Annotated in this window: 20 protein-coding genes; 11 read left to right on the top strand and 9 right to left on the bottom strand. The window is 42.4% G+C overall.

The features are described 5' to 3' along the window. Window positions 1-147 precede the first annotated feature (147 nt). Window positions 148-2,352, bottom strand: a complete 2,205-nt coding sequence (rlmKL, locus tag BK820_RS06920) for a bifunctional 23S rRNA (guanine(2069)-N(7))-methyltransferase RlmK/23S rRNA (guanine(2445)-N(2))-methyltransferase RlmL (RefSeq protein WP_004812296.1) — start codon at window positions 2,350-2,352, stop codon at window positions 148-150. Between the two features lie 247 nt (window positions 2,353-2,599). Between rlmKL and BK820_RS06915 the strand changes: the two genes are divergently transcribed. The 7 genes from BK820_RS06915 to BK820_RS06885 all read left to right on the top strand — a co-directional run bounded on the left by BK820_RS06915 (window position 2,600) and on the right by BK820_RS06885 (window position 11,219). Further along, entirely contained in the window at window positions 2,600-2,926 is a 327-nt protein-coding gene (locus tag BK820_RS06915) for a hypothetical protein (protein WP_008306560.1), read from the top strand. Between the two features lie 222 nt (window positions 2,927-3,148). After that, entirely contained in the window at window positions 3,149-4,165 is a 1,017-nt protein-coding gene (locus BK820_RS06910; RefSeq protein WP_004812299.1) for an aspartate carbamoyltransferase catalytic subunit, read from the top strand. Window positions 4,166-4,175: 10 nt separating this feature from the next. Further along, window positions 4,176-5,414, top strand: coding sequence for a dihydroorotase (locus tag BK820_RS06905; RefSeq protein WP_071320496.1), 1,239 nt, complete (start codon window positions 4,176-4,178; stop codon window positions 5,412-5,414). Window positions 5,415-5,598: 184 nt separating this feature from the next. Further along, window positions 5,599-7,092, top strand: coding sequence for an OmpA family protein (locus tag BK820_RS06900; protein ID WP_071320495.1), 1,494 nt, complete (start codon window positions 5,599-5,601; stop codon window positions 7,090-7,092). Window positions 7,093-7,218: 126 nt separating this feature from the next. Then, entirely contained in the window at window positions 7,219-7,998 is a 780-nt protein-coding gene (locus tag BK820_RS06895; protein WP_071320494.1) for a Rossmann-like and DUF2520 domain-containing protein, read from the top strand. A 137-nt stretch (window positions 7,999-8,135) separates the two neighbouring features. Beyond that, a complete protein-coding gene (locus BK820_RS06890) occupies window positions 8,136-9,749 on the top strand; it encodes a GMC family oxidoreductase (RefSeq protein WP_071320493.1) in 1,614 nt (537 codons plus the stop codon). Between the two features lie 42 nt (window positions 9,750-9,791). Further along, window positions 9,792-11,219, top strand: coding sequence for a coniferyl aldehyde dehydrogenase (locus BK820_RS06885; protein WP_071320492.1), 1,428 nt, complete (start codon window positions 9,792-9,794; stop codon window positions 11,217-11,219). 166 nt (window positions 11,220-11,385) lie between these two features. Here the strand turns inward: BK820_RS06885 and trmB are convergent, their stop codons facing one another. Both trmB and BK820_RS06875 read right to left on the bottom strand, forming a co-directional pair. Continuing rightward, the gene (gene trmB, locus BK820_RS06880) at window positions 11,386-12,102 is read right to left on the bottom strand and encodes a tRNA (guanosine(46)-N7)-methyltransferase TrmB (RefSeq protein WP_004894155.1); all 717 of its coding nucleotides are present in this window, start codon (window positions 12,100-12,102) and stop codon (window positions 11,386-11,388) included. Between the two features lie 158 nt (window positions 12,103-12,260). Then, on the bottom strand, window positions 12,261-13,706 hold the full coding sequence (locus BK820_RS06875) for a SulP family inorganic anion transporter (RefSeq protein WP_071320491.1): 1,446 nt from the start codon (window positions 13,704-13,706) through the stop codon (window positions 12,261-12,263). 218 nt (window positions 13,707-13,924) lie between these two features. On the opposite strand from BK820_RS06875, the gene BK820_RS06870 reads away from it, so the two are divergent. From BK820_RS06870 to BK820_RS06860, 3 genes are all read left to right on the top strand, one after another. After that, window positions 13,925-14,536 (top strand): glutathione binding-like protein, encoded by a 612-nt coding sequence (locus BK820_RS06870; RefSeq protein ID WP_004812313.1) that lies wholly within the window; start codon window positions 13,925-13,927, stop codon window positions 14,534-14,536. Window positions 14,537-14,690: 154 nt separating this feature from the next. Beyond that, window positions 14,691-15,272 carry an NAD(P)H-dependent oxidoreductase gene (locus BK820_RS06865; protein ID WP_071320490.1) on the top strand — a complete coding sequence of 194 codons (582 nt, stop codon included), beginning with the start codon at window positions 14,691-14,693 and terminating at the stop codon, window positions 15,270-15,272. Window positions 15,273-15,287: 15 nt separating this feature from the next. Next, entirely contained in the window at window positions 15,288-15,599 is a 312-nt protein-coding gene (locus BK820_RS06860) for a putative quinol monooxygenase (protein ID WP_071320489.1), read from the top strand. 40 nt (window positions 15,600-15,639) lie between these two features. Here BK820_RS06860 and BK820_RS06855 read toward each other — a convergent pair whose 3' ends face one another. The 6 genes from BK820_RS06855 to BK820_RS06830 form a co-directional block, all read right to left on the bottom strand. Then, the gene (locus BK820_RS06855) at window positions 15,640-16,365 is read right to left on the bottom strand and encodes a hypothetical protein (RefSeq protein WP_071320488.1); all 726 of its coding nucleotides are present in this window, start codon (window positions 16,363-16,365) and stop codon (window positions 15,640-15,642) included. Window positions 16,366-16,827: 462 nt separating this feature from the next. Next, window positions 16,828-17,610, bottom strand: a complete 783-nt coding sequence (locus tag BK820_RS06850; protein ID WP_071320487.1) for a thiazole synthase — start codon at window positions 17,608-17,610, stop codon at window positions 16,828-16,830. A gap of 14 nt (window positions 17,611-17,624) precedes the next feature. After that, window positions 17,625-17,822 carry a sulfur carrier protein ThiS gene (gene thiS / locus BK820_RS06845; protein WP_004812315.1) on the bottom strand — a complete coding sequence of 66 codons (198 nt, stop codon included), beginning with the start codon at window positions 17,820-17,822 and terminating at the stop codon, window positions 17,625-17,627. A 28-nt stretch (window positions 17,823-17,850) separates the two neighbouring features. Next, window positions 17,851-18,216 (bottom strand): DUF423 domain-containing protein, encoded by a 366-nt coding sequence (locus BK820_RS06840; protein WP_004812316.1) that lies wholly within the window; start codon window positions 18,214-18,216, stop codon window positions 17,851-17,853. Between the two features lie 118 nt (window positions 18,217-18,334). After that, window positions 18,335-19,204 (bottom strand): RNA polymerase sigma factor RpoH, encoded by an 870-nt coding sequence (gene rpoH / locus BK820_RS06835; RefSeq protein ID WP_004894167.1) that lies wholly within the window; start codon window positions 19,202-19,204, stop codon window positions 18,335-18,337. A gap of 141 nt (window positions 19,205-19,345) precedes the next feature. Then, a complete protein-coding gene (locus BK820_RS06830; RefSeq protein ID WP_205682675.1) occupies window positions 19,346-19,579 on the bottom strand; it encodes a sulfurtransferase TusA family protein in 234 nt (77 codons plus the stop codon). Window positions 19,580-19,962: 383 nt separating this feature from the next. Here BK820_RS06830 and BK820_RS06825 point away from each other — a divergent pair, with 383 nt between their 5' ends. Further along, window positions 19,963-20,178 carry a cold-shock protein gene (locus tag BK820_RS06825; RefSeq protein ID WP_004280099.1) on the top strand — a complete coding sequence of 72 codons (216 nt, stop codon included), beginning with the start codon at window positions 19,963-19,965 and terminating at the stop codon, window positions 20,176-20,178. Window positions 20,179-20,241 lie beyond the last annotated feature (63 nt).

Here is a 20,241-nt window from a genome sequence, read left to right as displayed (position 1 = left end):
AACTGATCGGAAAAGAAAAACCCAGCCTAGGCTGGGTTTTTCTTTATTGTACTTACTTCTTCCATCGCACCACTTTTCTTTTTCTCCCTCTGCGAGAAAAAGAAAGAGGGTGTAAATCCTGATGAAAGAAATTAATTCATTATCAAATTACATTTTTGGATGGGTGATTTTCCATGCACGGTGAATCTTCTGATTACGCTTGAAATCAGGACCGATGGTTTCATGGGTGATTTCTTCCACATCAAAGAATGCCAAGATTTCTGCATCCATTTCAAAGCCACGATAATTATTTGAGAAGTAGAGTGTACCTTCAGTGGTTAAACGGTTCATAGCACGTTTAATCAAAGACAAATGGTCACGTTGTACGTCAAAAGTACCGTAGAATTTCTTCGAGTTAGAGAATGTTGGTGGATCGATAAAGATCAGTTCATATTGCTCATGACCTTCTTTCAGCCACTCAAAACAGTCAGATGCAAAGAACTGATGTTGCTCATCAGCATGATCTACAGTCAGGCCGTTCAAGACGAAGTTTTCTTTTGACCAGTTCAAATAGGTATTGGACAAATCCACACTCGTCGTACTTGCTGCACCACCCAGTGCAGCATGTAAACTTGCCGTAGAGGTATAGCTATACAGATTCAGGAAATGCTTACCTTTGGCCTCTTTAGCAATACGTAAACGCATTTGACGGTGATCCAGGAACAGACCGGTATCCAGATAATCGGTTAGGTTGACCAGAATCTTGGCCTGACCTTCCTGCACGATAAAACGTTTAGACGCCGTACTTTGTTTGGTGTACTGGTTTTTGCCTTCCTGACGGGCACGGGTTTTGATAAAGATCGCATCACGACCTAAACCCGTCACAGCACGAATCGCCTGCAAAGCCAGGTTAAAACGTTTTTTAGCTTTTTCAGGATCAATTTTTTTCGGTGGGGCATATTCCTGAATGTGCAGACGCTCACCATACAGGTCTACTGCGATATTAAAATCAGGTAAGTCTGCATCATACAAACGTAGACAGTGAATATTTTCTTTCACCGCCCATTTTTTCAGAGTTTGCATATTCTTGGTCAGACGGTTGGCAAATTCCATAGCACCTTCGATTGGCTCGAATTGCTGTGGTTGCCAGCTTTCCAGGAATGGACGTACCACTGCAGCCGGTTTAACTGTACCGAAACGGATATAGATCGGTAATTTACCGTTCATCAGGCGTAGAATTTGCGGATCATTGAACGCCAAGACATCCGCCTGTTCAACTTGTGACGCAATCACTGCTGCTTTTTGATTGGGGAAATTCTTTTGCAGCAGATTAGACAGACCCAGATACAAGGCACGGTTAGATGCCTTATCACCCAGACGCTCACCGTACGGCGGGTTGGTGACGAAGAAGACTTTTTTGCCTTCCGCCTGGAAATCTGGCCAATCATTTAAAGTACGCTCTTCGATCTTGATCTGGTCGAGGGCTGATTCAAAACCTGCAGCAATAATATTCTGTTTAGTGGCTTTCACCGCTTCCCAGTCGGCATCAAAAGCATAGAATTTTGGTAATGGGTTCTCTAGCGCAGCTTTATGACGCTCAGCCGCTTCAGCTTTAATACCCATCCATAATTCATGGTCATGACCATTCCAGCCATTAAATCCGAAACGACGCACCAGACCTGGGGCACGATCAGTCAGAATCATCAGTGATTCAATAATAAACGTCCCTGAACCACACATAGGATCAACCACAATATCCGGGTTGATGTCTTTCAGGCCGCCTTTTTGCAGGATCGCCGCTGCCAGGTTTTCCTTGATTGGTGCTTCAGTCATAAAGCGACGATAGCCACGTTTATGCAGCGAATCACCAGAAAGGTCCAGGCAGTAGGTATGAGCTTTTTTACCAGCCAGAATATACATAGTGATTTCTGGCTGTTTGGTGTCAATGCTTGGACGTTTGCCTACGGCTTCCATAAAAGAATCTACGACACCATCTTTAGCACGCAAAGTGGCAAATTGGGTATTGACTTTGATATCACGTTCGACATGCAGACGAATTGCGAAGGTACTTTGTGGTGCAAAAATTAGTGACCAGTCAAAGCTGATTGCACCTTCATAAAGCTCTTCAGCCACATCACGCGCATCATGGGAGAATTCAATTTCATGTGTGTGGATTGGCATCAGGACACGTGAAGCCAGACGCGACCACATACAGATGCGGTACGCATTTTCCAGTGTACCTTTAAAGGTCAGACGACCCGGGAAACGTTCAATATCCTGAACACCTAAACCTTTGATTTCTTCTTCTAATAAGGTTTCCAGACCATCGGCACAGGTGACCCAATAATTGCTTAAACGTGAAGAGGTATTCATAAAATAGAGAGACCGGAAAAGAATAAATAAAAACTGCGCTCAGTTTACCGTATTTTGCCTTTTAAAGCTTTTGAAATTGTTTCGATTGGCTTTGAAATTTCACCTGAACAAGCCCGCTACAATGAAATAAATATTAAATACATGATAAGTGAATCAAATTGGTATGGAAATTGCTCCTTATAAAAAATGAGACTGTAGCTACTGGGGAGGGGCTACAGTCTCATTTTTAAATAATTGGGGGTTTAAAATGGTAAATGGGGATAGCTTTTCAATTGCAACTTTAATTTATGCGCGTTTAAGACGCGTTTCCGGTCGTGTGATTGATGCAATCTACCTGTCTGAGAATAAAGACTATGCAAAGCATGTGATTGAGCTGGCTATAGCAACTCAAGATGAGGAGTTATCACGACTGGTAGAAAAATTAAGACAGGTTTTCGATCTGTCTATGGATCAGGATGAATCTCTAACAGATACAACTCAGCATGTTCAGGATGACTTGATTGTTGTGGAACCGACACAAGAAGATATTCATCGCGCTCAAGTTGCCCATCGTTATATTGGCGCATTGCGCTAAGCTGGTTATGAGTGCAGATGCGCCAGACTGATGCACTCAGTTTTTACATGTAAAAACAGCAATCTGAGAAAAAGGTTAAATTATCTTATTGAAAAAATACATAGGAATTTCAAAATCAATTTTTATTATCAAGTCGGTTTTTGTACAAGTAGCCGATTTCCCAAGTGCGAACAGAAGTGAATCTCTGTATAATACGTTGACTTAACGTATAAGGAATCTCTCATGCACTTGGCTGCATTGCATACACCGAGCCAGATTCAACTCAATAAAGAAGGCAATCTAAAACACTTCTTGACTATCGAAGGTCTTTCTAAAGAAACTCTTACAAAAATACTGGACACTGCGGCGTCCTTTTTTAATGACCAAAATCAGCTCATTACCAATAATTTGCTCGAAGGGCGAACGGTAATGAACCTCTTCTTCGAAAACTCTACCCGTACTCGTACCACTTTTGAAGCAGCTGCAAAGCGCCTTTCTGCTAACGTTCTTAATATTGATATCGCACGTTCAAGTACCTCTAAAGGTGAAACGCTGCGCGATACCTTGTGGAACCTTGAAGCAATGGCAGCGGATATTTTCGTGGTGCGTCATTCATCTTCTGGTGCAGCGCATTTTATTGCCAAAGATGTCTGCCCAAATCTGGCCATCATTAATGCGGGGGATGGCCGTCATGCCCATCCAACCCAAGCCATGTTAGATATGCTCACGATTCGCCGTGAGACTAAAAAGAATTTTGAAGATATTTCAATTGCGATTATCGGTGACATCAAGCACTCACGTGTAGCGCGTTCGGATGTCGCAGCTTTGCAAACCTTGGGCTGTAAAGATATTCGTGTTATTGCACCCAATACTTTACTTCCTTATGGCTTCGATGATTACGGTCCAGAAGTTCGTTTGTTCAATAATATGGAAGACGGCATCAAAGACTGCGACGTGATCATTACCTTACGTATTCAGAACGAGCGGATTGATTCACCAGCGCTATCTTCACAGGCTGAATTCTACAAAATGTATGGCCTGAATAAAGAACGTCTGGCCATGGCAAAACCAGATTGTATCGTGATGCACCCGGGTCCAATGAACCGTGGTGTGGAAATTGATTCCAGTATTGCAGATGGTCCACAGTCAGTGATTCTGAATCAGGTGACCAATGGGATTGCAGTACGTATGGCGGTGTTGGCACTTTCAATGCAGGGCCAGCTCCAGGAACAAGGTTTGATTGAAGCGATTGCGGTATAAGGAATAAGTCATGTCTATTGTTAAAATTGAAAATGTTCGAGTTCTAGACCCAATTGCAAACACTGATTCAGTCGAAACAGTTTATCTGCAAAATGGTAAGCGTATTGCTGAAACTGCAAATGTGTCAGAAACGATTAATGGTCATGGTAAATGGCTGATGCCTACTATGGTCGATCTGTGTGCACGTCTGCGTGAGCCAGGTCAGCAACAGCATGGTACCTTGAAGTCTGAAGGCAAAGCAGCACGTGAAAACGGTATTCTGCATGTGTTTACGCCACCTGATTCAAAGCCAATCGTACAGGACAATGGTGCCTTGATTCATGGTCTGGTTGAAAAAGCTATGCTGGATGGCGGCATTTATCTGGAAGTGATTGGTGCGCAGACACAAGGTTTAAATGGACAACAGCCAGCAAATATGGCGGGTCTGAAAAAAGGTGGTTGTAGTGCTGTATCCAATGCTAGCGCGCCGTTTGCCAATGATGATGTAGTTCTGCGTACCTTGGAATATGCAGCAGGTCTTAACCTGACTGTAGTGTTCTATGCAGAAGAACCGCAAATTGCCAAAGACGGCTGTGTGCATGAGGGTTTTATTGCATCACGTCAAGGTTTACCAATGATTCCGGCACTGGCAGAGACAGTCGCGATTGCTAAATATCTGCTGATGATTGAAACGACTAAAGTGCATGCACACTTTGGTTTGTTATCTTGTGGTGCTTCGGTTGAGCTGATCCGCATTGCCAAAGAAAAAGGTCTCCCAGTAACATGTGATGTGGCGATGCATCAGTTAAATGTAACTGATGCACTGATTGACGGCTTTAACTCACTGGCTCATGTTCGTCCACCATTACGTTCTGAATCAGATAAAGAGTTACTGCGTCAAGGCGTGAAGTCTGGAGTGATTGATGCGATCTGTACCCATCACGAACCACTCAGCAGCTCTGCAAAAATGGCGCCGTTTGCAGAAACTCAGCCTGGCTTTACTGCATTTGATACCTTCCTTCCATTTGGTTTGCAGCTGATTAAAGAAGGTCTGTTTAGTCCATTGGAATGGGTAGAGAAAGTGACGATTGCACCTGCCAAGGTCGCTAAAATGCAAGAGCGCTGGATGAATGAGGCAGGTTGGGTGCTGCTTGATCCTGAAATAGAATGGACTTTGACGAAAGAGAGCATTGTCTCACAAGGTAAAAATACACCATTGATCAATCAAAAGGTTAAAGGAAAAGTTTTACAAAGCTTTGTGCCAGCATAAATCAGTTCCTGATTGTTTTTATTAAAGTCAGCTTCGGCTGGCTTTTTTTATTTTGGTAAACATATCATTAACTAGCACTATTGAAATGTTATGATTTTCATACAACTATTTACATTTTCTAAAAAGATCGGGTCTTAAACTGAATAAATATTAATCATTAAAAAATCAAAAGAATGGTGACTTTATGAATGACGACTTGATTCAACGATTAAAATACCATGTCACTCCGACAGTGCTGCAAGGTGAAACGGAGTATGTTGCTGCCAAAGAGCAGGCGCTGGCTCAATTTTATCCTATTTTCCTGAGCATATTGCGTGTGCATCCGGAACAGGCAGAAACTCTCAGTCAGCAATTAAATCCAAAGATCAGTGAATTGTTCACAGAAAAACCTGAAATCAAAAAACGTCTGCTCGAGCATCTGGCCAGCCTGTCCGATAGCGTGCCACAAGAGCAGCTTGAACAGACCTTAAACCGTTCGATTAAACCAACCATTGAGTATCTAAAAACAGAAGCCGATGCATCTAATCCTGATGCAATTAATTATGTAATTGAAACCAACAATGATTCAATTCAAAAAGCGTTGCCGACCTGGGCATCACAGCTGTTACTTGCTATAGGTGCATCGCCACTGGTTGGCCATCATCCAACACCTGTACCGGGAATTGATCCTGAACCTGTTGAATCGGCGATTCAAAAAGAAGGAAGATCACGTTTTTTAATTCCGATCATTGCCTTTATTATCGTGGCTGCTTTAATTATGTTCTTCTTCCGAGGCTGTACACGTGATGATGATCCGGATGATATCCGGGATATGCAAAATGCATCTAAAGCAGTCGCAACTGAAACTGCATTTCTAAAATTAAGTACTGGAAGTGAGGGGCAGATTACTAGCTGTCAGGTACAGATTAATGATCCTCAGTATATGGAAATTCTACAAAACGAGATCAAACAGATTTTTAATTATAATATCGGTTGCGGTTCAGAAAATAATGATAATTACCATTCTGAATTCACCGATCAGGATACGATTCCATCTGTATTAAAAGCAATGCAGGGTGTGCCAAATGTCAGCTTGCATTGGGAAGGAAAACAGGTTTCTGTACAAGCCGGCAATTCAGCCGATGCTGAACGTATTGCAGGTGAAATTCGCCAGCTGGCAAAAAATATGACGGTCATTACCCAAAAACCTATTAGTACTGCAAAGGCGATTAATACGCCGAGCAATGAAGCTGAAAAAGTCTTGGCAAGTATGCCTATAGAACAAATCCAAGCCTTAGATGTTGCGACAGCTTTAAATCTGCAAGCAATTAACTTTGCTCCAGGTTCAACTGAAATCCCGACCATCAATCAGTCGATTCTGGATCAGACAGCAGCTTTAATGAAACGTGCACCTCAAGTTCATTTACGAGTGATTGGTCACACAGATGCTCAAGGCGATGAAGAACTAAATAAACAACTTTCTTTACAGCGTGCTCAGGCGATTGTTAACTATCTGGTGAAACAGGGGGTCGATCCTGCCCAGTTGAATGCGATAGGCATGGGGCCAGCTCAACCCAATGCATCAAATGCTAAAGATGTAGACCGTTATAAAAACCGTCGTATTGCCTTTGAAGTCATGAATACCAACACTGGGACTGTACGTGCGGTCGATGATCAAGGTGTAAAACAGAAGGTGTAAATTCAAAACTAAAGAACGGTTTATTTAAATAGTCTATTTAACTAGATTGATCAAAATGAAAAGGATGAATTGCTTCGTCCTTTTTTTATTGGCATGCTGTGCGCAATTGATCAGGAATATGAGTAAATGCGGATTACTATCATTGGGGCAGGGCGAGTGGCTTATCATCTTGCTCATGTATTGTCAGTACAGCATGAGATTGTGCAGATTTATAGCCGGACCTTGGAAAAGGCACAGCAATTGGCAGATCAATTCCAGGCGCAGGCAATTGAAAGGCCTGAGGAGCTGGATAATCGTGTGGATCTGGTCATTATTGCGGTTAGTGACCAGTCAATTGCCATGGTTATTGAACAGATTCATCCATATTTACCGAATAACCTGATCGTACATACTTCCGGCAGTACTCATTTAGATGTGCTGAAACAAATCCATACACGTGCTGGTGTGTTCTATCCATTACAAACCTTTAGTCTGGAACGTGAGATTAACTGGGAAAATACACCTTTATTTATCGAAGCACATGATCAAGAAAACCAAAATATCCTTCAAAATTTAGCAAATAGCCTAAGCAGTAGAGTCTATTTATATAGTTCAGAGCAACGCCTAAGCCTGCATTTAGCTGCAGTCTTTGCATGTAATTTTAGCAACTACTGTTATGACATGGCCAAACAGGTAGTAGATGCGCAGCAAGTGGATTTTGGTCTGCTTTATCCATTAATTCTGGAAACAGCAAAAAAAGCGACACAGAATGATCCACGCCAGATGCAGACAGGTCCCGCCATGCGGGGAGATGAGAATATTCTGAATATGCATCAATCCATGCTGGAACAGTCACAACGTAGTGATCTGGCAGAAGTATATGCCTTGATGAGTCAGCAGATCCTGCAGCGCCATCAAGCTTCCTAAACCTGAACAATATATAGGTATCTGAATTGCATGCAGATTTCTCGATCAAGCATCGAGTTTAATTTTGAATATCGATTGTTCTATTTTCAGAAAATATTTTAAGTTGAGAAGATAATAATGAAAATGGAACAATAACAATGCAACAGGACTTTGACTACATCATTATTGGTGGAGGGAGCGCAGGATGCGTACTGGCCAGCCGTCTCAGTGAAGATCCCAATATTTCTGTCTGTCTTTTGGAAGCAGGTGGACAAGGCAACGCCTGGACAGTAAATATTCCGGCAGCCTGTGTCATGAGTTTGCCGACCAAAATTAACAACTGGGCTTTTGAAACCGTTCCACAAAAAGGATTGAATGGACGTAAAGGCTATCAGCCACGTGGTAAATGTCTGGGGGGTTCCTCAGCAATTAATGCCATGATTTATATCCGTGGCAATCGTGCCGATTATGATGATTGGGCAGCACAAGGCTGTACTGGCTGGTCTTATGATGAAGTACTGCCATATTTCATCCAATCTGAGAATAACCATCGCATTCAGAATGAATATCATGGTAATGCAGGCCCTTTACATGTATCCGATGTGCAAACAGACAGTATTTTCCATGAGCGATATTTACAGGCAGCACGTGAGCAGGGCTATCCAGTGCTGGATGATTTTAATGGTACAGAGCAGGAAGGCTTAGGGGTTTACCAGGTAACTCATGATAATGGTGAGCGTTGTAGCGCAGCTCGAGCTTATCTGTTTCCACATTTGAGTCGTCCGAATTTGACCATATGGACTAAAGCCATCACGCATAAAATTATAATCGAACAAAAAGCGGCAGTTGGGGTGCAGGTGCAACATGCCGGCCAATTAAAAACGTTACGAGCGCGACAGGAAGTCTTGCTCTCGGCAGGTGCCATGCAATCTCCACACCTATTGATGCTATCCGGAATTGGTGATGCTGAAGAACTGAAACAACACGGTATCGAGCTCAAGCACCACTTGCCAGGGGTTGGAAAGAATTTTCATGATCACCCCGATTTTATTTTCGGCTATAGCGTCAAGGAATTTGCCGGAACCTTCGGGATATCCATGTCAGGTTCACTGGATATGTTTAAGCAGATTAGGCGATATCGCAGTGAACGCCGTGGCATGATTGCGTCTAATTTTGCTGAATGTGGGGGATTCATTAAAAGCTCGCCAGCACTGAAAACTCCCAATCTGCAATTGCATTTCGTGGTGGCATTAGTGGATGATCATGCACGTAAATTCCGTAGAAGCCACGGCATTTCCTGTCATGTCTGTTTATTAAATCCACGCAGCCGTGGTTCAATTAAACTGAGCGGGCCAAACATTCATGATCCGCTATTGATTGATCCAAATTTCTTGAACGATGAACGCGATTTGGATGATCTGGTGCAAGGTTTTAAACTGACGCAAAAATTGATGCAGTCACCATCGCTTTCCAGTCTGTATAAGCAGGATTTATTTACTGCGCATGTAAAAAATGATGAGGATATTCGGGAAATCCTGCGCAATCGGGTAGATACGGTGTATCACCCAGTTGGTAGTTGCAAGATGGGCGTTGATGATATGTCTGTAGTCGATCCTGAATTATGTGTCTATGGCATTCAAAATCTGCGGGTGATTGATGCTTCAGTCATGCCATCGGTCGTGAATGGCAATACCAATGCACCAACAATTATGATTGCAGAAAAAGCTGTGGATCTGATCCGGGCAAGACAACAAACATCGAAAGTTGCTTAAAAATATGAGAATTTCTTTTTACAGAATAAATAGGGACCGTATATGACGTCATGGGAACAAGGTATAAATCTGGATAGTGCCAAATACATGCAGGATATTTTCCAGCAACAGTGTCAGGCATGTTTGCAAGCAGCATATCCAGATTATGAGCAGCGTCAACAGCAACTTAAAACACTATACCAAATGGTGGTGGAGCATCAGCATGAGATGGCAGCTGCTATTAGTCGGGATTTCTCGAACCGGAGTCTTGACGAAACCAAGCTGTTTGAAGTGCTGACCAGTTTGAATGGACTGAAACACAGCTTGAAACATCTGAAAAAATGGATGAAGCCGAGTAAACGTCAGGTTGGTATTCTGTTTCAGCCAGCCACGGGTTATGTGATGTATCAGCCGGTAGGCGTGGTTGGTATTGTGGTGCCGTGGAATTATCCGCTTTTCCTCGCCATTGCTCCTTTGGGTCAGGCCTTGGCTGCGGGTAACCGGGTCATGCTAAAAATGAGTGAATATACCCCGGAATTTTCTAGTCTGTTTCAACAGCTGATTGCCCGTTATTTCCCAGCTGACCAGATTGCTGTAGTTACGGGGAATGCACAAGTCGCGCAACAATTTACTACTTTGCCATTTGATCATTTGCTCTTTACTGGCGCGACTTCAATTGCACGTCATGTGATGCATGCGGCGGCGGAGAATTTGACCCCAATCACACTGGAGCTCGGTGGTAAGTCACCTGTTATCGTTGCGAAGGATGCAGATTTACAGGAAAGCGCACGCCGTCTGGCTTTTGGCAAAACCATGAATGCCGGGCAGACCTGTGTAGCACCAGATTATGCATTTGTGCATCAGTCACAAATCCAAGCTTTTATTGGAGCTTATTTCAATGCTATTCGACAGTTCTATCCAAATAGTATTTTAAGCAATCCGGATTATACAACCATCATTAATGACCGGCAGCTTGCTCGATTACAGCGATATATTGAGGATGCTCAGGCCAAAGGTGCACAGTTGCATCAGATCGAACAGGGGGTAGATGGGCGCCGTTTGCCGCACCTGGTCCTGACCAATGTTCATGACGATATGCTGATCATGCAGAATGAAATCTTTGGTCCACTTCTGCCCGTCATTGGCTATGAGCAGATGGATGAAGTAATTAACTACATCAACCAGCATGAGCGGCCATTGGCACTGTATTACTTTGGCTATAACAAAGCTGAGCAACAAAAAGTCCTGCATACGACACACAGTGGCGGGGTCTGTCTTAATGAAACTTTAATGACGGCTGGTATGGAGGATATGCCCTTTGGCGGGATTGGCCCATCTGGAATGGGGCATTATCACGGACATGAAGGCTTTAAGACCTTTAGTCATGCCAAGTCGGTATTTAGCCGTCCAAAATTCAGTTTGATGAAGCTGATTTATCCACCGTATGGCAGTTCGATTTTGAAACTGATTTATCGTGTCTTCTTGCGTTAAAGTGAGTGATGCCTAGGAAAATTGCCAGGTATAAAGATCAACATCTATTTTTCTTTCTAAAATTGATTTCAGGTATTCTGATCGCGATCATTTATTGATTCAAAGACAAATTCTTTTTATAAAAAAAGCGCTGAATCATCAGCGCTTTTTGGGGATTCATCTTGGATTAAGAGATTTTCTTAAAGATAAAGTCATTAATCTTATGGCCGGCTTCAATACCACGACGCTCGAATTTGGTTTGAGGACGCCAGTCAGGACGAGGATAACTGTTGCCTTTACCTGCCAGATTTTCCAAACGTGGACGCTCTTCAAGCACTTCCAGCATCCATTCAGCATATGGTTCCCAGTCAGTCGCAGCGTGGAATGTACCGCCGAGCTCTAACTTTTGTTCAACCAATGGCATGCGGTCGTGTGATACAAAACGGCGTTTGAAGTGACGTTTTTTCTGCCATGGATCAGGGAAGTACAATTGCACCGTGTTGATGCTGTTATCCGGCATTTCACGCAGGACTTGAATTGCATCGGCATCTAGGACACGCAAGTTGGTTAAACCTTCCATGCCTGCTTCATATACACATTGTGCGATGCCGGGTACGTGCACTTCAATACCGACAAAATTACGTTCAGGATTGGCTTTGGCCATCAATACCAGTGAACGACCCATACCGAAACCGATTTCTACAGTCAATGGACGTTCAGGGTGCTCAAAATGCTGGCGCAAATCACCCACCGGATATTCCAAAATTAAGTGACCATATTGTTCAAGCGCAGTACGTTGAGAGGTATTTAATGGCGCTGAGCGGCGCATAAACGTCACAATTTCACGGTGCTCGCTTAAATTGTCCAGCTCCACGACTTGCTGGTCTAATTGATCGTTCGACATAACTTTGGCAAATCTAAAAATTCAGAATGCGGTATTTTAAGTCCTGAGCGGAGCAAGTCAAACTTTTCTCGGGAATTCACTATTAAAAACTGGCATAAAGCTTATTCCGCGAAACAATAAAAGGGCCAATTGGCCCTTTTAAATCATATGAATGGTGATCAAGTTTGATAACGGTCGACCAAAGTACTGCTGGCTTCATTCAGTCCAGTCACCTGAACATCAATTCCTTGGGCTTTAAATTTCTGTACGACGTTATTGAACATATTCACAGAAGTAACATCCCAAATATGGGCATGGGTCAGATCCAGTTCAACAACTGCCAGGTTTTCCTTAAAGTCAAAGAACTGATAGAAGCGGTCTGAACTGCTAAAAAAGATCTGCCCGGAAATCACATAACGACGAGAACGTTCATCTAGCAAATGAGTATATACGTGAACCGTATTTTCCAGTTTGTTGATAAAGAACAGGGCAGACAATACCACGCCGATTAACACGCCTAATGCCAGGTTATGGGTCACCAAAACTACCAGCACAACAGTCATCATCACCACATTAAAAGCAAGCGGATGCTTGTTAAACTGCTGGATAGCACCCCACTGGAAGGTGGTAAATGATACCATGATCATAATGGCTACCAGCGCTGCCATCGGAATATAAGCCAGCCAATCTTTCAGAAATACCACCAGGCAAAGTAAGAAGACGCCTGCCACAAGCGTAGACAGACGAGTACGTGCACCAGACGAGACATTGATAATCGACTGTCCAATCATGGCACAACCGGCCATGCCACCCATAAAACCGCTGACAATATTGGCCATACCCTGACCACGGCATTCCTGATGGCGGTCACTTTCAGAATCGGTGACTTCATCGACTACAGTGGTGGTCATCATGGTTTCAAGTAAACCGACAGTGGCCAAAGTCGCTGAATAAGGAAAAATAATCTGCAATGTTTCAAAATTCAGCGGAATTTCTGGAATCAAGAAAACTGGTAAGGTATCTGGAAAATGCCCTAAGTCACTCACGGTACGCATATCTGATCCGAGGACAAGAGCCAGACCGCTGAGGACGATAATACAGATCAGTGGAGAAGGGATGGTTTTACCAATTTTCGGAAGATAAGGAAATAAATAGATAATTGCCAAACCGATCGCAACAAACAGATAACCGGTCGCATCCATTTTTTGCATTTCCGGGATTTGCGCAACAAAAATCAGAATTGCCAAGGCATTCAAGAAGCCATAGACCACTGATTGCGAAACAAAGCGCATCAATTTGGCAACTTTAAATGAACCGGCAATTACCTGAATAATCCCGGTTAATACAGTGGCAGCCAGTAAGTATTGCAGACCATGTTCCTTGACCAAAGTAATCATGAGGAGTGCCATCGCACCAGTTGCTGCCGAGATCATTGCTGGGCGACCACCGAAGAAAGCAATAGATACCGCGATACAGAAGGATGCATATAGACCGACTTGGGGATCGACACCAGCAATCGCAGAAAACGCAATCGATTCTGGAATGAGGGCTAATCCGACCACCAGGCCAGCCAGAACATCAGTGCGGATATTGGAAAACCATTCTTCTTTTTTCAGACTTATCACAGAATTTCATCATTTCACTTTTAACCCCGCGTATCTTAATCGTCCTGGTATAAAAATCCACACAAGAATGACTTGAAAATGTCTGGAATATACTCAATATTGAAGAAGTAAATGTCTTTTGGCGGCAGTTACGCTTTTTTGCAATTTACAGGTTTGATCACTTGAAAGTTTGTTAGAAGCGATTTAAAACATTGAGAAGTAGATAACAAGGATCAGAAATGAAGCTTTACTATGCACCTGGTGCATGCTCGTTGGCAGCACATATTATTTTAAATGAAATTAATGTTGATTTTGATTTGGAACGTGTTGATTTAAAAACACATAAAACTGAGAAAGGCACAGATTATTACGAGATCAATCCAAAAGGCTATGTTCCAGCACTGGAAATTAATCCGGGCCTGATTCTGACTGAGAACGTTGCGATTCTTCCATTTCTGGCACAACACGATCCAAAACAAGATTTAATTCCTCCATCAGGTATGGGACGTGCCAAAGTCCTAGAATGGTTAGGTTACCTAAACTCAGAATTACATGATGCTTATGCAGTGTTCTTTGGTGCGCCAATGGATGAGGAAGCCAAGAAAAAGGCGTATGCAGAAATTGACCGCTTATTAAGTTACATTGATAAAGCCATTGGTGAATCAGACAATGATTACCTGGTGGATGATAACTTTGGACCAGCAGATGCTTATCTGTTTGTACTTACTAACTGGTCAAATCATATCGAACACGATTTGACACCTTATAAAAATATCATTCACATTCGTAATAAAGTCGCAGAGCGTCAGTCAGTACAGATCGCTATGCGTGATGAAGGTTTAATCCCTTGATTCTAGAGTTTTGAAGAAGCGCCATATGGCGCTTTTTTATTGCTTCAAAAGTGATTGTTGATATTTGGTCAATAATCATTTGCAGATTCGCGACTTTTTAGGGGTAAATGGAATCTTTATAGTGCCTGCATAGATTTTAGTTGCAGGTTTTAAAATGAAGAATATTTTATTGGTAAATGGCGCGAAAACTTTTGCACACTCGAATGGTGAATTAAATGATACTTTGACTGAGCTGGCTCAAGAAGTATTGTCAGACTTAGGGCATCAGGTTCAGGTGACCCGTGCTGATAGTGAATATAATGCACAAGCTGAAGTTGAAAAATATCTTTGGGCGGATACCGTTATTTACCAGATGCCGGGTTGGTGGATGGGTGCACCATGGACAGTTAAAAAGTATATTGATGATGTCTTTACAGAAGGGCATGGCAGCGTGTATGCAAATGATGGCCGCTCACGTTCAGATTCTTCCAAAAAATATGGCTCAGGTGGTCTCATTCACGGTAAAAACTATATGTTGTCACTTACCTGGAATGCACCCATGGACGCTTTTAACGATTCGGAGCAGTTTTTCCATGGGGTGGGCGTAGATGGAGTGTACTTGCCTTTTCATAAAGCCAACCAATTTTTGGGTATGCAGGCTTTACCGACATTTATTGTGAATGATGTTATTAAAGCCCCTGAAGTTGAAGCGTATATCGCTCAGTATCGTGACCATTTGACGCAAGTATTTGCTTAATCAGGAGATGTAACTATGCTGACCGTTATTGCTGAAATCCTCTGTCATTCAGAACAGGATTTGAAAAAAGTTCTGGACTCATTTCAAAACATTCGTGCACAGGTATTACAAGAGCCGGGTTGTCATCTCTATGATGTTTATATTGATCATCCAGCGATTGAGAGTCGGTTGCAGACCAAAGTACCTTTTTCAATCATGATGTTTGAAAAATGGGAAAGCATTCAGCATCTGGAAACCCACATGCATAGTGTAAATATGCAGCAACATGCTAAAGCCACTAAAGGTGCGGTTGCGAGTGTAAAGATTCGAATTTTAGAAGCACTTTAAGCTGTAATTCTCAGTTTGAAAGAGTTTGTGATATTTAATTTTATTCGAACTCTTGTGGCTGATTAAATTGAACCTGTTCAAGTTTCAGTGCGTAGCGGTGTTTTAAGGTGGACCATTGAACTTTGGCAGGTTGAGTCTGTTCTGCAAATTCATTTTCATCTGTTGTAGTTTTTAGCTTGCCTGTTAAAAAGTTAATGCTTCGTGCTGTACTCTCACCCGAGGCACGGTGAAAATCATCTACATCATAGCCAATCAATTTAAAAGCATTATCTTGGTATCGAAAGGTATAAGTATGATTGGTGACATACCATGAACCACAGCTTAGCCAGTAATGTAAATGAATCCGAAGTACACCTTTTTGAATGCTTAAGGCTTCGGATTCACCAAGTGGATCAGCGAGACAAGGTGATTCAACATCACCTTCGTTTGGCAAAGTAGTATTGCTAGCTACAAGCTGATAACCATTTGCCTGCTTGAATAAAATCAAAAGTTTTCGTTTGTTGGTATTCAGAATATGATTGCCTACACCTGCATTTGCAACAAAGTTTTCGGGATTAGTATCTTCAATAATCAGGGCAATATCCGCTTGACCGTCCTGATTTAAATCGCCTTGTGCTGTTTCCAAAACTTTCCAGTTTTTCGGAACAAAAGATCGATAGCTTGATTGAGAAGAACTGCCTGTCTGAGTCTTCGCACAAGCAATTTGTGTAAATGCTATACACAGCAGGGTGCTAAATAGGAAAGGCAGTTTGATCTGATAAAGCATCGGCTTAAATTCCTTTTATTTATATTTTTATAAATGTTCGAAGTTGGATAATGAGTTAGTTTATCAAAAGAAGGTGAGAGGACTCTTTTAAAAATCATATGAGACAGGTTTGTGATGAGCTGCAATGTGTCTTTCTCATCAATTAAAAATATTTTGAGTTCTTCATTTGAGCATCTAAGTTACTAAAAAATGGTCAAGGAAATTCCCTCTCCTTATAGGAGAGGGCTAGGGAGAGGTTTTTAAGAAATCCCCTCATCCTCTCGTGGAGCACGCTCCTCATCCTGAAGGGAGAAGGAACTTTAATACTAATAAACGACCATTGTCTGATTTATGAAAGAAATCTCATACTTAATCTTAAAATGTAATCAGAGTCATAAAGAATCAAAAGTTCAGGAGTTTGCTAGAAACTCCTGAACAGATCGACATGATTTAAATAATTTTTTGGGCTTCTAGCCTCGATTATTATTTAAAGAAATAACCGGTTTCAGGCGAGCTGGCATTGGCCATACGCTTACGTGGCATGCGACCCGCTAAGAATGCTTCACGACCAGCTTCTACTGCTTTACGCATGGCAGATGCCATTAAGACTGGATTCTGTGCTGCTGCAATGGCTGTATTCATCAACACACCATCACAACCGAGTTCCATCGCAATTGCTGCATCACTGGCTGTGCCGACACCAGCATCGACTAGTACAGGCACTTTGGCATTTTCCTTAATGATAGAAATGGTATGAGGATTCAGAATTCCCAGACCTGAGCCGATCAAACTTCCCAAAGGCATGATCGCAACACAACCCATGCTTTCCAGCTCCTGCGCCACGATTGGATCATCTGACGTATACACCATAATTTCAAAACCATCATCAATCAGGGTGCGTGCTGCTTTTAAAGTTTCAGTGATATTTGGATATAAGGTTTTTTCATCACCCAGAACTTCCAGTTTTACCAGGTTATGACCATCCAGCAGTTCACGTGCCAGCATACAGGTACGTATAGCACTGTTAGCATCAAAACAGCCAGCGGTGTTAGGCAGAATGGTATATTTTTCGGGTGAAATCACGGATAGCAGATTCGGCTGGTCTGGATGCTGGCCGATATTCACGCGACGGATTGCAACCGTAACAATTTCAGCACCACTCGCCTGAATTGCCTGATCTGTTTCCTGTAAGTCTTTATATTTTCCTGTACCAACCAACAGACGTGACTGGAACTGGCGTGAGCCAATTTGAAGTAAATCTTGCATAGTATTTCCGAACCTTAGCCGCCACCGACAGCGTGAATAATTTCGATTTTGTCTGCCTCACAGATTGGCGTTGCTGCCAGTCTACTTTTGGGAACAATCATTTCATTGACTTCAACGGCATAGCGCTTACCTTCAAGCGCAAGGTGCTGAACCAGTTCCATTAAGGTGGTGCAGTCAGTCTGTTGTTGTTCGCCATTGATATAGATGTTCATTTTGGCACCCTCTGAATTTGATCAGTTCTTACTTGATATATTTAAATGCATTCCAAGCCAGAGTCAGCCAGCCTGCAATCATCAGTGCGCCTCCGATCGGGGTAATTGCACCCAAACCACGCGGTAAACCAAGTGCCATAATATAAAGTGAACCACTGAACAGTAAAATGCCCAATTGAATCAAAATGAAACTTGGTTTAATCGGCAACTGTGGAATCACTTTTGCCATGATGCCTAATAGCAACAAGCCCAGCGCATGATAGAAAAAGTAATCGGTTGCAGTCTGCCACCAGCCAAGCTGTGCTTCAGTTGCACGTGCTTTCAAGCCATGCGCACCAAAAGCACCCAGCATTACTGCAAGGGCCAGATTAATCGCTGAAATTGCAATCCACATCTGAACTGATCTTCCTGTAAATTTTGCGCTTAACCTTAGCATAAAAGTACGGGCTGAAACACCGTATTAAAAGACAAAAAAGCCTTCAGATCTGAAGGCTTTATACAGGACATGTAATCTAGTTGGAAGACATCGCAACTTTAATTTTTTCCATGGCATTCTTTTCCAGCTGACGAATACGTTCGGCAGAAACGTTATATTCTGCGGCAAGCTCATGCAGGGTAGATTTTTCATCATCCAGCCAGCGACGCTGCAAGATGTTACGTGAACGGTCATCTAGTTGTTCCATGGCATCGTGCAGGGCGGCTGTACTTTGTTCTTCATAGTCTTCATTTTCAATCAGACGTGCCGGATCATAACGGTTATCTTCCAGATACAGCGCTGGAGCGACATGACCTGAACCTTCATCGTCATCATCACCTGAAGCTTCAAATGCTGCATCATAGGCAGTCAGTCGCCCTTCCATTTCCAGAACCTGTTCGGGGGTCACATTCAGGTCATTGGCAATTGATCGAGCCTCATCTAATGTCAACTTTTTAGATGACTTTTTCAGACTACGCAGGTTAAAGAACAGTTTGCGCTGGGCTTTAGTTGTCGCAATTTTGACAATACGCCAGTTACGGATTACATATTCGTGGATTTCAGCCTTAATCCAGTGCACGGCAAAGGAAACAAGACGAACACCCATATTCGGGTCAAAGCGTTTAACCGCTTTCATTAAGCCAAGGTTACCTTCCTGAATCAGGTCACCTTGAGGCAGGCCATAACCTGCATAACTACGTGCAATATGGACTACAAAACGCAGGTGGGACATCACCAGCATTTTTGCTGCGTCCAGATCCTGGTCATAGAAATATCGGTCTGCCAACTCTTTTTCTTGTTCGGCAGTTAAAATAGGAATCTGATTGACAGTACTAATATAAGCACCGAGATTGACACCTGGCGCCGATAATGACAGGGGCATCAATTGATTGCTGCTGTCACTCATGTGTTCTCCTTGAGGAATAACGGGATCATTCCCAAATCTAAGATTTATGTTAATCCAATCTCCAGTCAAATGATGGATATTTGGGTAGAGATATGTAAACTTTTATACAAATGTGGAGATAAATAGTTTAATTGAAAATTTTTAAGATTCAATTATGTAGTGAAACTCCACGTCGGAAATTTGTTGCATATCATATTTCAGCTGATTTAACTCACAGTAACGCGAAACATCAATCTGGCTGTGTGGATCTGATGATTTCAGCAGAAAGGTTTCGCCGGGATAGCTTTTCAAGGCACGCTTTAACATCAATAACGGCATAGGGCATGGTTTACCCATGGCATCGACGGTGCGAATCTGATCGGCGTTGTCAATCATTTCCGTAATATTCATTCGACTTTAAAAGGGGTTTAAATATTAGCAAATAGGATGCCAAATCCCAACTTTTTTAAAAAAATATAAACGAAATAATAATTAAAAAAACCTTATGCAAATTTCTGAAAAAAATAGCGAAATCAATTAGAACAAACCTAAAAAAAGGCTATTAATTGTTATAAACCCATGTTAAGCTCGATGAGTTAGTGGGATTTTAGATAAACAAATTGATTGTTTTTCGTCCTGCAAATAAATGGATGTAACCGGGATTTTGTTAATAGTTTTACAGAATGATTACAAGCTTAAAAATAATATTTTCAAACTTGTTTGCTCTGCTGTTTGCAACACCGGGTGGTCCTTCTTTTCGGTACAATGAGGATTAACTTATGACAGCTGCTCGCGAACAAGGCGTAGTTAAGTGGTTTAACGATACTAAAGGCTTCGGCTTTATTCAACGCAATGGTGGTGATGACGTATTCGTTCATTTCCGTGCAATCCAAGGTGACGGTCACCGTTCACTTCGTGATGGCCAACGTGTTGAATTCAGTGTTGTAAAAGGCCAAAAAGGCTTCCAGGCTGAAGAAGTTCAACCATTAGACTAATCTTCGGATTAAGCTAATAAAACGCCCCAATATAAATTGGGGCGTTTTTTGTTTATACTGTCT

Source organism: Acinetobacter sp. LCT-H3, assembly GCF_001866125.1.
Lineage (GTDB): Bacteria > Pseudomonadota > Gammaproteobacteria > Pseudomonadales > Moraxellaceae > Acinetobacter > Acinetobacter schindleri.
The sequence above is the reverse complement of the archived record's forward strand: the minus strand, read 5'-3'. Positions and strand labels throughout refer to the sequence as shown.